Below are 16,115 nucleotides of genomic sequence, written 5' to 3'. Positions count from 1 at the left end.
ACTCAAGGGGCTTCCAACAATGCCAGCACGTTGGACAAAGCTCATTGGATTAGCACAACAATGGATAGTAGAACAAAGACAAGCCTAACTTTTTGTTTAGCTGAGCCCTTAAGCTAATTCAGCAATCGGCGGAGCGAACTCTTGACAAACCGAACTTGCCAATGGTTTAAAATGGAAACAACCAAGGGCTTATTTGGTATGCCTTCTTTTGTTCCCTTCGCCCTTGTTAAACAATCCTCAAACCATTGGCGTGTTTGTCAAGAGCGATTGCGGCGCATCTCCATCCAGTAAATAGGAGAGAAACTAACCCTTTAGGTAGTTTTCATAAATCTTTTGACACTACCAAATGTAAAAGACGCCTGCCCAATAGCTCATAATAAGCTATTGAAACAGGCGTCATTGCCTATCGATTCTTTTATACGTAAATATTATCGCGTTTTTTGAATTAATCAAATATTGATTTCGGATAACCTTTTAAAGAGGAACATTTTCAAAATGTTCAACTGTTGGAAATGGCTCATAGAAATGATGCAGCTGTTTTTTCCATTCTTGATACTCTTTCGATTGTCTAAATCCAACTGTATGGTCTTCTAATGATTCCCACTTCACCAGCAATAAATATTTTCCCTTAACTTCCATACAACGTTGTAATTCGTGAGATATGTACCCTTTCATTGAAGAAATAATTTTTGATGCTTCACAAAATGCTTCTTCATATTCCTCTTCCATACCTTCCTTAACTTTTAACATTACAGCTTCTAATATCATTTAAATATCCCCCTATTTAAAGTAGATTTTTTTGTAAATTTTTCTTATATTCTTATGCATGATGGTGAAATTATAAATTCATCTTCTTTACTTGGCATCACCACACCCAAAAATGAAAGTTTCAGTAATCAATAGATCTATTTATTTTCTAAGATTAGCTTCTGCGACTCTCCCCAGCCTTTGAATTCCCTCTACTATTTCCTTTTCACCCTCATAACTGAACGAAAGGCGCAGAAACTCGGTTCCATCTATTTGGTCCAGGAAAAAGTATTTACCCGGGATAAAAGATACTCCCTCCGATATCGCCTCCTTTAGCATTTTCGATGTGTCGACACCAGGAATTTTCACCCATACGAAGTAACCCCCTTTTGGTAAATACCATGTAACCGATTTTGGAAGGTACTGTTCCAGTGCCGAGAGCATCACGGTACATTTGGCTCGGTACGTGTCTCTCAAGGTTACGAGTTTTTCCTTAAAATCGATGTTTGCTAAGTATGCAGCCATGGTGGCTTGAGCAAATGGGTGGCCCTGGTCCTTTTTAAACCATGCGGATGCATGAATGATTTCACTTGAAGCAGCTATCCACCCAATGCGCATTCCTGGTGCCACTACCTTGGATAACGATCCGACATGCAGAACTCTGGACTTTTTATCCATTCCTTTCAGTGTTGGCGGATTCTTATAAAATGATAATTCCCCGTACGCATCATCCTCCACAATGAAAAAATTATAGCTGTCGGCTAGTTCCAATACATGCTGCCTCCGCTCTGCTGTCATAGTCGTCCCTGTAGGATTTTGAAAGGTTGGAATGATATATAGAAAACGCGGCTGGGCTAGCCCGCTTCGTTTCCTTTTGGCTAAAACCTCTTCTAATACATCGGTTTGAAGTCCATGCTCATCTACCGGAATACTGATAATTTGCTTCGTATAATTCTGAAAAATTTCCAAAGCCTCCATATAAGTGGGAGACTCTACCGCCACGATTGTATCCTCATCAAGGAAAATGCGGGCAATCAAATCGATTGCCTGACAAGCGCCGGAGGTTATTAACAGCTCTTCTCCTGAAACCGAAATGCCGCGCTCTTCCAATCTTTCTTGAATCTGTTCCTTCAGCATTGCAATTCCCGGACTTCCAATATAATGGAGCGGTAAATCCTTCTCTACATCCAATAGACTGACAACTGCTTCCTTTAGCTCCTCAACTGGAACAAGAGATGGTGGCGGATATCCGGAATGCAGACGAATGCAATCGTCTGGAAGATCGGGAATCCACTCGCCAGGCGGGGTATTCTTAAGTGCTGCTTGATGTTTTCAGGAAAAAAAGATGCTACATTCACTACAATCCATCACCTTTCACATTGTGTTAGTTTCTACTATTAATTTTACCCTTCTTGCCTGATATGCTCTACCAATTCCACTTAAAATTCTGAAAATATAAAGGAGTCCCTAACTTTGGAGACTCCCAGTGCATTACTCCATTTGAAAGCATTTGTCCCATCTGACTTATCCCGCAAGCAAGAACCTAAATATATAGATGCCTTAGATTACTAACCATGTCCTATATTAAACAATAGAGCAATGCATGAGGCAGAATTTGCTCTGTTACTGCACTCATTCCATTTAAGGGAATGGTGTTTTGTTAAAGGTGAAACGATGAACGTTAAAGTAAACCTGTCATTGAATAAAGAATGAGATAGAGGGGTGCCAAAAGCTAGGCTTTTGGCACCCCTCTATCTATTTCAATCTCAATCTGCTTTAAAAAAGTTAAGAGCTTTTCCATCCAGAGAATATTTTGGTCTGACTGGCTGAATGCATGTTCACTAATAAATTGCAGGGCCATCTGCTGTTTATCATCTAGTAATTCAAGTCGTTTTTTGAATTCTTGTTTATTCTTAGCCTCTCTATATTCAGCCCAACGTCTCTTTTCTTGTTTTATCGCATCCTCCAGGAAATAAGCTGCTTTAATTGGATCAATATATTTCAGAAGATAAATGGAGATGTATAGATCTTCCAATTTTGAAACATTTTTAAAACTGTCGTAAATCTCTTGTTCAAGAAATTGTCTTCCACCCTGAGTAATCCTGTACAGGGTTTTGTTTGGACGATTTTCTTTTTGAATGGTTTCGACAGGTTCAATCAGCCCTTTTTTCTGCAGTGCCTCAAAATTATAGTAAAATTTTCCTTCGCTTATTTTATTTATAGGCAGCGCATCTTGTAAAATTTTCTTTAGTTTATATGGATGGCTATTTTCATCAGCTAAACTGCCGAGTATAAATAGTGAAAGAGACAAGGGGATTCTCCTTTCTGATCATGAATCTATTCTTTAACCCTTAAATTTTATCATATTAAGCCTCAACATACTTCAAAGACTCTTTTTTCTCCCCAGCTAATTGTTACTTTTCCTATAAGTCAAATTTTTTTCAAAAAGCCATTACGCCATAAAAATAAATGCCATTTATATACAGGCTCAAGGTCCTATTACATCTTACTCTATAAAAATTACTCTGATTAGAATAGTATGAATATAGAAAGTGTTCAGGGAAGGATCACACTTTTCAACAAAATTAAGAAGCTAATCGTATTATTCTTAAAACCATTTATCTAAGTAAGTTTTGTATTCCATTTAAAGGAGGAATAAGAATATTATGAATCAAGAAGTAATTCCACTTAACGAAATCCCTAATTTCCAAACACGTACAGAAGAATTTTTTCCGATGGATTGGTATAAGGAAATGCTTCACAATCATCCTGTTTATTTTCATGAAAAAACGAATACATGGAATGTATTTAAATATGAAGATTGTAAACAGGTGTTAAGCAACTATGAATTCTTTTCAAGTGAAGGCCCTAGAACAACCATTTTTGTAGGGGATAACAAACAAGAAAAAACTTCTCCTATTGTGAAAATTACATTATTAGATCCACCTCAACATCGGAAGGTACGCTCCTTGTTATCGGCAGCTTTCACTCCCCGCAGTTTGAAGATCTGGGAACCTCGTATTCAACAGATTGCAACTGAACTTGTAGACGGCATACAAGAAAACTCTACTGTCAATATTGTTGAAGCCTTGGCTGCCCCTTTGCCCAGCCTGGTGATAGCAGATTTATTTGGGGTGTCGGTACAAGACAGGGATCAGTTCAAAAAATGGATTGATATCCTTTTCCAGCCTTATGACAAAGAAAAGCTGGAAGACATAGAGCTGGCCAAACAAAATGCTGCCAAAGAATATTTCCAATTTCTCTACCCGATTGTTGTTCAAAAACGTTCAAACCTTTCCGATGATATTATCTCTGACTTAATCCAAGCTGAAGTAGAAGGCGAAAGGCTGACGGATGAAGAGATTGTCCACACCACCATGATGCTTTTAGGTGCTGGGGTCGAAACAACCAGCCATGCGATTGCCAATACATTCTATTCCTTGCTCTATGATGACAAGTCATTATATGGAGAACTAAGAAATAATTTGCAATTAGTCCCGAAAGCTGTTGAAGAAATGCTTCGATATCGTTTCCATATTTCCAAAAGAGATCGTACGGTCAAACAAGATAATAATTTGCTAGGGGTTGACTTAAAAAAAGGAGATGTAGTCATTGCCTGGATGAGCGCCTCCAATTTGGATGAAAGCATGTATAGCGATCCTTTCTCTATCGACATTCATCGTGCAAATAATAAAAAGCATCTCACATTCGGAAATGGCCCGCATTTCTGTTTAGGTGCACCTCTTGCACGATTAGAAATGAAAATTGCACTAGAGGCATTCGTACAAAAGTTTTCTCGTATCGAACCAGTAGAAGGGTTTGAATTAGAAAAAAATTTAACTGCTTCAGCTACGGGACAGTCCTTAACTTATCTGCCGTTGAGGGTTTATAGGGAAGGATTTAAAAGTCAATAAGATATGTCACTTGAATTCGGGAACACCAGATTACTTCTGTTGTTCTCTTTTTATTATTTCTTTAGTTAAATATCTAACTATTTTAATCAGCCTTCAGGTATTCCCAATGGTCTTTTCTAGTTTGAGTCGAGCATTGGAATATACATTCTCCTTACTGGAACAGGACGATAGCTTTTGCTTTTAAGCCTACAATTTCTACTATTAATTGTACCCTTCTTGCCTGATATGCTCTGCCAATTACTCTTTAAAATTCTGAAAACACTAAGAAGTCCCCAACTTTGGAGACTCCCATTGCATTATTCCATTTGAAAGCCATTGTCCCATCTGACTTATCCTGCAAAACAAGAACCTTAATAAGCAGATCCCGGATATTATTGAGATAATCAATGTTTTAGAAAGAAATCAACCATCCTGTTATATGCTTCATACTCTGAATTCACATTATATTTTGGAGAATATGGATCACTAAACCCATGTTGTCCGCTAAATTTATACACCTCAATATTCTTTTCTTTTAAGCTTAAAATTAATTCGTCAACATGAAAAGATTGCTCTCTTTCCGGGAAGAATAGCATTGTTGGACATAAAGGGTTTATTCCCAAATAGCTCCTAATTCGTGAACCATAGTATCCGACTATTCCATCGAGACAATCTACCTCACTGCACAGCCAAGCAATGGTTGCCCCGACACTAAACCCAGCAATATATACTTTTTCATATTTATCTTTCATATCAAATACTACACTTTTAATTTTGTCAGAAGCATTCGTAAAACCTATGTTCTCCATAAAATTCTGATAAGCAGCTTCCTCTTGGGAATAATTAAATGGTTCTTCTTGTTTTAATAAATTAGGACAAATAACATCAAACTTCTTTTCTGATAATGATTGACAAACATTCTTCATATGCCGGTTAATCCCATAGATTTCATGAACTACAATGATTACAGTATTTGATCTTTTATGTATGTTGATCAACTTATACCTCCTATAGATTTTTCCCCTTTTTTATAAGGTTATTAACAAACAAAATGTATTTTGCAATAAGGCCTTCAGAGCATGATAAAAATATCGCATTTACTATTCCATAATCACTTCCTATGATATTCTGTTCATGTATTCCTTATAAAGTGCCATACATAAAAAATAAAGGCGGGTTCCAATGTTTAAGATCATGATTGTCGAAGATGATGAAAAAATTAGGAATATTGTAGCCGATTCCTTAAAAAAATGGAAATATAATGTATTTGAAGTGATCAATTTTGATGACGTGCTAGCTGAATTTGAAAAAGTCCAGCCTCATTTGGTTTTATTAGATATTAATTTGCCAGTCCTGGATGGCTTTTTTTGGTGTCAAAAAATCCGAACCGTTTCCAAAGTTCCAATTATCTTTCTATCTTCAAGAAATCAAAATATGGATATTATTATGGCTATTAATATGGGCGGCGATGATTTTGTGCAAAAACCTTTTGACTTGGATATATTAGTAGCAAAAGTCGCAGCGCTCCTGCGCCGGAATTATACTTATCAAGATGAAGAGAGTTTGGAATTGACTCACCGTGAACTCGTATTTCGCGTTGCAAACTCCACGATTGAATATCAAGGGCAGACGACAGAACTTTCGCGCAACGAGTTTATCATTTTACAGCGGATGATGCGGCAAATTGGCAAAATTGTTTCCAGGGAGGCATTAATGGAAGCTTTATGGAATGATGAGCAATTTATTGATGATAATACATTAACAGTGAATGTGAATCGTCTCCGACGTAAAATCGCCTCGCTCGGTTTAGAAGATTTTATTGTCACCCGCAAAGGAATGGGGTATCTAATTCCATGAGATTTTTGCGGTTTCTTTCATTTGAAAAGCCTTATCTCTTTATACATGCCATTTCTTTTTTTACAGTGGCTTTCATATTTTTAATGGATCCTTACACAGATTGGGAATGGAGAACGTTTTTCTATGCTTTGTTTTTAAACCTTTTGATTCTATGCGGTTTTCTCCTTTATCGCTATTATCAAAACATCCAAGCTGTAAAGAATAGGCATAACGAAGACCATGTAAGTGTCTCACTAGAAGGATACGAACTTCAAAAATTAATGGAAGAAATGGAAAGGATGCATATTCAGCATCTTAATGAGGTTCAGGAGAAGCAAAATGAACACTATGATTTCATAGTCTCCTGGTTCCATGAGATCAAAACACCCATTTCAGTCCTTCGTTTAATGTCACAAACAGAAATAGATCCGAAAAGCTTTCGGGAAGAGGTAGAAAAAATTGAACACTATGTAGACCAAGCGTTGTATTATGCAAAATTGGATAATTTTAGCCAAGATTATGAAATCAAAAATTGCCATGTGGAGAGGATCATCAAGGAATTGGTAAAAGGTCATTCCAAGACATTTATTTCTAAAAAAATTCGCATTCAATTGGCTTTACAGCCCATGGCCGTTCAAACTGACCCCAAATGGCTGCAATTTATCTTGAATCAGCTGATGACCAATAGCTTGAAATACACAGAAGAAAATGGAGAAATATCAATTTCTACAAAGGAGACATCGGAGGAAAAGCAGCTGATCATTCGAGATAATGGAATTGGAATTGAATCGAAGGATCTTCCCCGTATTTTTAACCGCGGCTTTACTGGCAATAACGGACGGCTTTACACAAAATCAACCGGAATGGGCTTGTATTTAGCCCAGGAGCTATCCAATAAACTGGGGCATTATATTACCTGCCAATCTGAAGTCAATTCTTATACAGAATTTATCATCCACTTCCCGACAAATTACGATCCTTATTTACATATTAGGAATCATAACCATGAAAAAATCAACCATCAATGAGGATGACCTCTCCCGCTGATGGTTGATCCGCTTTTCATATTCAATATTTCTGCTGAACAATTTTATAATAAATATTTGTGGCTGATGCATAAAACAATACGTAAATCATCAAGAATGCGGCAAATATAATGAGAGTGGCGCCAGTTAATCCATCGTTGCCTTGTATAGAGTCTAAAATATAGTATTTTATCACTAGCCAGCCATGGAGAAGGGCTAGAATCAGAGGCGGGAAGAAAACAAATAGCATTTGCTTCCGAATGACACTTTTTATCTCCTTATTCCCTACTCCCAATTTACGAAGAATTTGGTATTGCTCCTGCTCTTCTGTTGCTTCACGTAATTGCTTAAAGTAAATAACACTTGCTAAGGCAAACAATGCAATTACCGCAAGAAACATGGCCGCAAAGAACATTAAGGCAGAATTCTCTATTTGCCTTGAATACACATCGGCAAAAGAGGAGTAGTATGCACCTTCTGTTTTTGAAACCATTCCGTGTACCTTTTCCGACAGCTCCTCTGCATTTTTCGCATCAGTAATATGATAAATTTCAAAGGATCTTGAATCACCAGCAGCTGCCAGCTCTTTATAAGCTTCATCAGAAATCACCAGCACAGCGGGTTTTTCGATCATCGAGGTGTTTGGATCAGTAGCCCACCCTAATAATGCATAATCCTTCATTTCCGCAATCTGAAAAGTAGTTTCCTCTTTTGTGTTCACCGTAAAGTGAGGCCGCTGATTTTCTGCATATGTCTTTGGAAAATCTGCCCCTTGTGCTAAAGAAACCGCTTCTGTTCCGGTTAAGTTTACTTTTTCATCATCCCCGCGCAGCGAAATGATTTCATTATAATCTGTATTGGAAACAAGCAGAAGACCTGCTATTTTATGTGTATCAAAGGCTGCGTTTATATCTGTTTTTGGCGTTGCCCTTATGGTTTCGATTGTTTCATGGTATTCAATCTCATGTTTGGACTCTTTGATGGCTTGTTCAATTTCCTTGTTTGTTGTTTCATCTAAAGACTGAAAGGCAATATGATTTGGTATATTTCTTCCTACTGATTCAAATTGAACTTTATAATTAATGAACACAAACGATATTAACATCATAATAACCGCACTAAAAAGAGCGATAAATGTTAAATTTAGCGTATTTCCTCTAACTTGGAAACGTAAAGAAGATGTCCATAGCACCGAATTTCCTTCGTGATAATGCTTTTTCTTTCTTAACGCCTCTAAAAACCACCCCGTAAACTGGCGGAAAAACAAGTATGTTCCTAAAATAATTCCAACTGTTGCTGCCAGCATGCTAATCGTTGTATAGTCCTGCCAAACACTTGACTCTTTTCCGCGGGTAATCAGCACGATTGCAAGTCCTATCAAAAAGATCGATAGGAAAGCTAATAATGGAGATGATTGAAATGGTTTATCCATCTTTTCTTTGGCATGGAATAGCTCTATTAATTGTACCCGTCGAATATTGAAATAACTTTGTACACTAATAATGATGGCCAACAGGAAAAATAGCAAGATCGTCGTACCAATGGCTTCAATCGGAAATGACAATGAGATCACATTGTCATACTGCATTAAATTCATTAAGATCATCCCAAATAATTTCGATAAGAGCCCGCCAAGCAATATCCCAGCCACTAATGAAACCGCTCCAAGCATCAGCGTTTCATAAAATATCATGAAAGTAATTTGCCATTCACTCATGCCAAACAATACATACATCCCAAACTCTTTTTTCCGCTGCTTCATAAAAAATGAGTTGCAATATAAAATAAAGAAAATAATAAACAAAAATACGGCAACAGATGAAATGGTTACACCAGTTTGAAAGTTGCTTTTATTTTCGATTGCCGCCAAAATGTCCTTATTATACATAAGAGAAGAAAAAGTAAAATGGATCATAACGCCTATGATCATGGAAAGGAAGTAAATGGTATACAAACGAAAATTTCTTTGTACATTTCTGATCGTTAATTGGAACAGATTCATTCCCCGCTGCCCCCCATCACACTTTGAGTATGAAGGATCCTGTCATAAAACTTTTTTTGCGCTTGGTCTCCTTTATACAATTCGTTGACAATTTTCCCGTCACGCAAGAAGATAACACGTTTACAATAGCTTGCCGCATAAGGATCATGGGTGACCATTAAAATGGTTGTCAGGAATTTTTCATTTAATCCATTTAACTGTTCTAATAATTGTGTGGCTGAACGAGAGTCAAGTGCTCCTGTCGGCTCATCTGCAAAAACAATTGCCGGCTCAGTAATGATGGCCCTTGCCGCTGCTGCCCGCTGTTTTTGCCCCCCTGAAATTTCGTGCGGATATTTATCAAGAATATCTTCAATTCGTAAAGCTCCAGAAATTCTCTTTAATCGCTGTTCCATTTCTTCTGTAGCAAACTTGCGTAGAGAAAGCGGCAATAATATATTTTCTTTTACGTTTAACGTATCAAGTAAGTTATAGTCCTGAAAAATAAATCCCATATTCTCCTGACGAAATTTACGTAAATTCTTCTTGTTCAATTGCAGCAAGGATTGTTCCTCCAGCCATACTTCTCCGCCTGTAAAGCGATCAATCGTAGACAATACATTCATTAATGTCGATTTTCCTGAACCGGATGGACCCATAATCGCAGTAAATTCCCCTTGTTCTATATTTAAATCGATATTTTTTAATACCAGCCCTTTTCCATAATGTTTCGATAAATTTTTTGCGCGTATAATGGTTTTCATTTTTTCTGCCTCCTCATAAGAAAAGCTAAACGGCTATGATAGACCCGTCTGGCAAATGATTTTCCACTTTACCTGACGGGCGGTGTGTGAGTTAAAACAAAGGCCTTGCCGTTCGTGCTAAACATTTTCGTTATGTAACAACTATAAACTGCCTCACTCTTTCCAGCCATAGAAGTAACATGATGTAAGGTGACAGTTTTGTCACTTTCGATAAGACGAAATGGATGGTCCGGAAAACAGTTCCCATCTTATTATAGAATGCTCACTTTCTAACCTCATAAGACTTTTGGAAAATCAAAAGGCACCATCCTGAATCTGGATGGTGCCTTTCACTTGTCATTTTCTTCCGTTATTGAGTTTGCATTTCTCTTTTCCAAGTTAGCTTTTATTCTGCTGAATGATTCCTATCTAAAAAAATTTTTTATTGCTTCAATGCGTATCTTATGGCTGCAATCTTCGCAGCAAAATATTTTGCTCTTTTTTCCTTAAATAGTTTATACTCCAGGGTTTCTTCGTATAATCTGAATATTTTTTTGCAGCTATAGCAAAGCAACTCATAGTAAATTATTATTTATCCCCATAAGTGACACATTACCTTATAGCGGACTTATCGAAAATGGTTAATAGCTCTTGAATATATTCCTTAACATCTAACTGGGGGTTCCTCATTAATTCAATTGTGAATCCATCAATTGCAAGCCTGATGGTTAATGCCATAACCCGTGCAGATTACGGGGAAAATTGACGATTTTCACATTAAATGGAGTACAGCTTGTTAAATATCGCCACTATACTATTTCCCTGTTTTATGAATCCAATAAAGTAAAATTCTTACGAAGCTCCCTTTCATTAATGGAAATCCTGATCGATAAGTCTTTCGTTCGCAAAACAAAATCTTTGATTCCTATAAATTCAGATTCAGCAATTAAATAGAATTGTGTTCCCTTTTTTAAACCCTTAAAATGATTTTTTAGCTTATATCTCTTCATGATTTATTCTAGCTGCTCCCATAATCTTTCATTGATATCCTGCTCGATAGTTCATTAAATGCTTAACATGCTTCAACTTGATTTTAACACAAAATTACAAGTATCTATATTGTTGATTAACCGAGTTGGAGGAGTGCGCATCCCGCTCCTGGCTATTGGGCTATTTACTATGACTAGCTTTTATCAGCCAAAAAACCCTTTAAGAAGATAAACTTAAAGGGTTTAACATAAAAAATATTCAATCATTCATCCAAATTTTTTACAGGGAGTTTCCCTAAATAAATGGCGGCACGGCTCGACGTTTTCTCCCCTTATGAATTCAAAGGGTTTGGGAACTTCTCACTTTTGGAAAATTCCTCATAAATTAATTTAACAAAGTTATATCATTAAAATAATTTTCCAGTTCCTCTTTAAGTTTTCGTGTTTCGCTTAGAAGGTTAGTGTGCCTGGCAAAGGATGCTTTGTCTCCGCTTTCAAGGTCTTGATCGATCTTATATTGCAGATAGTTTATTTTCAAGTCTATGTCCAGCATTGATTTGATGTTTTCATTTAATATATACTGCTCCAAATCTTCCATGGCCATATAAAAGGCATGTTGCTCATTAATGACAACGAAAGTATACCATCCCTTTGCCATCGTAAATTTGCGTTCAGGGGTGACTTCGATTAGATCTCCTTTTTGGAGCGTGATCGAGAATGCATGATAATCATCAGGACAAAAGCAATCAATATCATGTTGAAATGTGTTTATAGCAATATAATGTTCATTCATGTTCTTCTCTCCCTTTAACAAAATTAATAGATCGTGCATTTTTTTTCCTTATGAGCTTTCAGCAGCTTCGATGTCATCTAACCCGCAGCAAGGGCATTGAAAATGCTGATCTTGATCCTCATTCTCTTCAATAAAACCACACCAATCACACATATAGAGTGCAGGCGATTTCATCCCCTCCCTTTGGTCAGCTGATTTTTTATTAAGTTTTACTTTTTATGTAGACTTGTATAATTGATAATGATTATCACTAATAAGAACAGTTTAAGTGAAAATGATTATCATTGTCAAGGGTGTTGATTAAGTATTTGTTTTTGTTTATGACCGCTTGAATCCCAATCCCGAACAGGTAATCTGACTTTGCGATTGTTTTCATCATGGGCTATATTTTTCACTGCTTCTTATCCTTCAAGGTTGCCGTGAACTTCTATATCGACGTTATTCTTCCCTGGGCCACTATTAATGTCGACATGAATCTTTTATAGCTACCTTTTTCTTCCCTCCGCTTCCATTAACGTCGACATGATCCTTTTATGGCGACCTTTTTCTTACCTGCGCTTCCATTTACGTCGCCATGAAACTCTTATGGCGACCTTTTTCTTCCCTGCGCTTCCATTTACGTCGCCATGAACCTCTTATGACGACCTTTTTCTTCCCTCCGCTTCCATTAACGTCACCATGATCCTTTTATGGCGACCCTTTTCTTCCTTCCGCCTCTTTTAAAGTCGCCATGAACCTCTTATGGCGACCTTTTTCTTCCCTCTGCTTCCATTTACGTCGCCATGATCCTTTTATGGCGACCCTTTTCTTCCTTCCGCCTCTTTTAAAGTCGCCATGAACCTCTTATGGCGACCTTTTTCTTCCCTCCGCTTCCATTTACGTCGTCATGAACCTCTTATGACGACCTTTTTCTTCCCTCCGCCTCTTTTAACGTCGCCATGATCCTTTTATGGCGACCTTTTTCTTCCCTGTACCTCTATCATCGTCCCCATGAACCACCCATGACATCCACTCATCCATCACTCTCACATATCGCCTAAATCTTATAACCCAAAACTACCTTTTCCTGTTCCTAGTAATACCCTAACTGTTCACTATTTCGTCACAACTTCCCGAAATTCACCCTGCCCTTTTTCCCATTTCATTTCTATATATAAAGGTGAAAGGGCGGTGCATTAAAATGAATTTAAAATCAGGCAGTGTTGACCAGTTTGATAAGTTTTCGCAGTTTAAAAACCTGCAGGAGTTTAATGCTCATTTGGAGATGTGGCTTGCGGTAAATAAGGACAAGTTTTCGAAAGGAGAACTGATAGGGTTAAAGCGGCTGGCCCGTTTTGCAGCCAAGGTTCCGGGAGTGTCCAATGCCAAGATCGGGACCGTTCTAAAAGCCATTCACGAAGAATACAGCGGCAACGGAATTTCCCGTTCCACGTTTAAAAGAATGATCGTAAAAGCAGCTGAGCTAGGCATTTTTACAGTCTATGAAACAGAAAGGAAAAACGGTTCGCAATCCAGCAACCTCTACATTTTCAATTGTTTTCCTAACAGTGAACCACCTAAGGAGAAAAAAATGGACCACCCAAATAAAACTATCAATCTTTCTAAAACTAGTAAAAGTCAAGAGAATACTAAACGTAGCAAAACCGCGCTCGATCATACTTTTACTAGTGATCGGGTTCCAAAACCATTTGCCGACGCTGTGAAGTACTTTTTTCCTGAAGCCAGACAAATTGAAGAGTTTTGGAGGATGACGGCCATCGCAGGCTACAAAAACAACCGGGAACAAGACAAAACCGGACTCCTCGACATAGCCATTCATTCCTTTAAGCAGCTGATCCGCAAAATGAAAGCCAGCACTGTAGCAAAACCGATCGCATACTTCTACGGCATTTTGAATAAAAAATTGGAGGAGCTTTACTTCGAAGAGTTGTTTGAAATGGGCTTTACAGCAGATCAGGATGACTTATGCATCAACTTTTTTTACAAAAAATAAAAAAAGTGAATTTCCCCCGAAAGTTGGCAAGTTTACCCCCCTTAATCCGGAAGTTTGGTACCTAAACCCGGGAGTTTAGGGGGTAAACTCCCCGAAACTCGACTTTTTTTCGATTCGCAAAAACTGCTTATTCCCGCTATGTTAGAGCTACCCGGGAATACAAAGAGAGCGCGCTTTCCAGAAAGGTTATTAACGTGGAGAGCTTTGAACAAATTGCAGCACAATATGAACCGATGATCCATAAAATCATGAACAGACTGAGGATTTATAAAAACAGAGATGAGTTCTATCAGCTGGGGCTGATTGCACTCTGGAGAGCTTTGAAACGGCATGATCCAGAGAAAGGGCCATTCTTACCATATGCGTATAGTTTTGTAAAAGGGAAAATGATGACCGAGTTAACAAAAGAAGCAAACCAAAAGGCGCAGTATGTCTATCCGAAAGAAGAATTCTGGGAGATCACCGCAGAAACTTCAGATTTAAGCGGCACTGAGCTGCTTCAGGAATTGCTTTCGACCTGCGGAACTCTTTCAGCCAACCAGCGAAAATGGCTGGAGTATACGTTGTGTGATCAAATGACAGTCAGGGAAATTGCCGATAAAGAACAAGTCACCCTGTCAGCAGTGAAAAACTGGCGACAGGGTGCCCGGGAGAAGTTAAAAGTCATCTATAGCAGCTATTTAAATGCTCATTTTTCATAAACAATAATCATATACCAAAAAGCTTGCATTTATCGTAAAATTTCGTTTTTCCAATTCCCAGGAGTTTAGCAGCTTCCAATTTATTCCCTTCCGTGACATGCAGGGCATGCAGGATCGCTTTTTTTTCAGCTTTTTCTATTGTATCCTTCAAAGGCTCGACTATTGCAGCCGAGGAATCAGGTAAAGGAGAAACTCTTGAATCCTGCACTTTTCCCTTTACCTCTTGATCTGCAATATAAAGCGGCAGGTGTGATACCTCGATTTCGGAGCCATCGACCACATTGATGGCTCTTTCGAGTACATTCTCCAGTTCACGGACATTTCCAGGCCATTTGTGTGCCGTCAATTTTTCAATCGCTTCGGGGGAAATGGCTGTTCCGCTCCGGTAAAATTTCCTCTCCAGCTTATGCAACAGATTTTTCGCAATCATTTCAATATCTTCTTTCCTTTTTCTTAAAGGAGGAATTTCGATGTTAATCACATTTAGCCTGTAGTATAGATCCTGCCTGAATGTGCCGTCTTCAGCCATTTGGAGTAAATCCCGGTTTGTTGCTGCGATGATTCTGACATCAACAGGAATCGCCTTCTGCCCGCCAACCGGCTGAATTTCTTTTTCCTGCAGGGCTCTTAATAACTTGCTTTGCATGCTAAGCGGCATTTCCCCAATTTCGTCCAAAAAAATCGTTCCCTTGTCAGCCACTTTAAATAAGCCTTCTTTCCCGCCTTTTACAGCCCCTGTAAAAGCTCCTTCATCATATCCAAAAAACTCGGATTCAAATAAAGCTTCCGGAATAGAAGCGCAGTTTACAGGAACAAACGGAAAATGGCTTCGCATGCTGCTGTGATGAATGGCATGGGCAAATAATTCTTTTCCCGTGCCGGATTCTCCGGTAATCAAAATAGAAGAATCACCCCCGGCAACCTTCTCACCCATCCGTTTTGCTGAAGTAAACAGAGGGCTTCTGCCAACAAGATCATCAAATGTATACTTGCTTTTCAGCTCATTAATGGCTTTATTTTTATAAAAGTTCAATTCTTCCATCAGGTTATTCATTTTATTTTTAAAGTGCCTGAGGTTATCCGGATCAGGAAACATCACCGTCCCTAAAGCTCCGACTAACTCCCCGCCGATGACAATGGGATAGCGGTTTGCAATCATGACACTTCCGTTAATGGGCTGAAGGTCTTCCAATTCTTTTTCGCCTGTTTTTGCGACAATGTGCATGCGCGTATTCATAATTACATCTTGAGCGGGCTGCCCAACTGCTTCTTCGAAGGGGATTCCTATGAATTCACAATAAGCTGAATCAATATAAACAATGATCCCTTCATGGTCAACGACGACAATACGTTCGATACATAAAGAAATAATCTCCTCTAACCACTCATAAGGAAGCTTCATACCATCACACCC

Annotated in this window: 12 protein-coding genes and 2 pseudogenes; 5 read left to right on the top strand and 9 right to left on the bottom strand. The window is 38.2% G+C overall.

Annotated elements, in window-relative coordinates:
• Positions 1-474: 474 nt before the first annotated feature.
• The 3 genes and pseudogenes from L634_RS0117835 to L634_RS0117825 form a co-directional block, all read right to left on the bottom strand.
• Positions 475-768, bottom strand: coding sequence for an antibiotic biosynthesis monooxygenase family protein (locus L634_RS0117835; protein ID WP_026583630.1), 294 nt, complete (start codon positions 766-768; stop codon positions 475-477).
• Between the two features lie 141 nt (positions 769-909).
• Positions 910-2,105: pseudogene (locus L634_RS31350) on the bottom strand (aminotransferase-like domain-containing protein).
• 374 nt (positions 2,106-2,479) lie between these two features.
• Entirely contained in the window at positions 2,480-3,058 is a 579-nt protein-coding gene (locus L634_RS0117825; RefSeq protein ID WP_026583629.1) for a PadR family transcriptional regulator, read from the bottom strand.
• 355 nt (positions 3,059-3,413) lie between these two features.
• Between L634_RS0117825 and L634_RS0117820 the strand changes: the two genes are divergently transcribed.
• On the top strand, positions 3,414-4,661 hold the full coding sequence (locus L634_RS0117820) for a cytochrome P450 (RefSeq protein ID WP_026583628.1): 1,248 nt from the start codon (positions 3,414-3,416) through the stop codon (positions 4,659-4,661).
• Positions 4,662-5,044: 383 nt separating this feature from the next.
• Here the strand turns inward: L634_RS0117820 and L634_RS0117815 are convergent, their stop codons facing one another.
• Entirely contained in the window at positions 5,045-5,638 is a 594-nt protein-coding gene (locus tag L634_RS0117815; protein WP_026583627.1) for a dienelactone hydrolase family protein, read from the bottom strand.
• Positions 5,639-5,822: 184 nt separating this feature from the next.
• On the opposite strand from L634_RS0117815, the gene L634_RS0117810 reads away from it, so the two are divergent.
• A complete protein-coding gene (locus L634_RS0117810; protein WP_026583626.1) occupies positions 5,823-6,497 on the top strand; it encodes a response regulator transcription factor in 675 nt (224 codons plus the stop codon).
• Complete coding sequence (locus L634_RS0117805) at positions 6,494-7,504, top strand: sensor histidine kinase (RefSeq protein WP_026583625.1); 1,011 nt, start codon at positions 6,494-6,496, stop codon at positions 7,502-7,504. The genes L634_RS0117810 and L634_RS0117805 overlap by 4 nt, the downstream gene beginning before the upstream one ends.
• Before the next feature lie 40 nt (positions 7,505-7,544).
• Here L634_RS0117805 and L634_RS0117800 read toward each other — a convergent pair whose 3' ends face one another.
• From L634_RS0117800 to L634_RS0117780, 4 genes and pseudogenes are all read right to left on the bottom strand, one after another.
• Positions 7,545-9,503, bottom strand: a complete 1,959-nt coding sequence (locus tag L634_RS0117800) for an ABC transporter permease (RefSeq protein ID WP_026583624.1) — start codon at positions 9,501-9,503, stop codon at positions 7,545-7,547.
• Complete coding sequence (locus L634_RS0117795; protein WP_026583623.1) at positions 9,500-10,246, bottom strand: ABC transporter ATP-binding protein; 747 nt, start codon at positions 10,244-10,246, stop codon at positions 9,500-9,502. The genes L634_RS0117800 and L634_RS0117795 overlap by 4 nt, the downstream gene beginning before the upstream one ends.
• A gap of 404 nt (positions 10,247-10,650) precedes the next feature.
• A pseudogene (locus L634_RS34380) lies at positions 10,651-10,814 on the bottom strand (DUF2197 domain-containing protein).
• A gap of 785 nt (positions 10,815-11,599) precedes the next feature.
• Positions 11,600-12,007, bottom strand: coding sequence for a hypothetical protein (locus L634_RS0117780; protein WP_026583621.1), 408 nt, complete (start codon positions 12,005-12,007; stop codon positions 11,600-11,602).
• Positions 12,008-13,187: 1,180 nt separating this feature from the next.
• Between L634_RS0117780 and L634_RS0117775 the strand changes: the two genes are divergently transcribed.
• Positions 13,188-14,000, top strand: coding sequence for a hypothetical protein (locus L634_RS0117775; RefSeq protein WP_026583620.1), 813 nt, complete (start codon positions 13,188-13,190; stop codon positions 13,998-14,000).
• A gap of 194 nt (positions 14,001-14,194) precedes the next feature.
• Positions 14,195-14,701, top strand: a complete 507-nt coding sequence (locus tag L634_RS0117770) for a sigma-70 family RNA polymerase sigma factor (protein WP_026583619.1) — start codon at positions 14,195-14,197, stop codon at positions 14,699-14,701.
• Positions 14,702-14,708: 7 nt separating this feature from the next.
• On the opposite strand, the gene L634_RS0117765 is transcribed toward L634_RS0117770, so the two are convergent.
• Positions 14,709-16,103: a sigma-54 interaction domain-containing protein gene (locus L634_RS0117765; RefSeq protein WP_026583618.1), complete on the bottom strand. Its 1,395-nt coding sequence runs from the start codon at positions 16,101-16,103 to the stop codon at positions 14,709-14,711.
• Between the last annotated feature and the right edge of the window lie 12 nt (positions 16,104-16,115).

This window comes from Bacillus sp. J33, assembly GCF_000518885.1.
Classification (GTDB): domain Bacteria; phylum Bacillota; class Bacilli; order Bacillales; family Cytobacillaceae; genus Cytobacillus.
The sequence above is the reverse complement of the archived record's forward strand: the minus strand, read 5'-3'. Positions and strand labels throughout refer to the sequence as shown.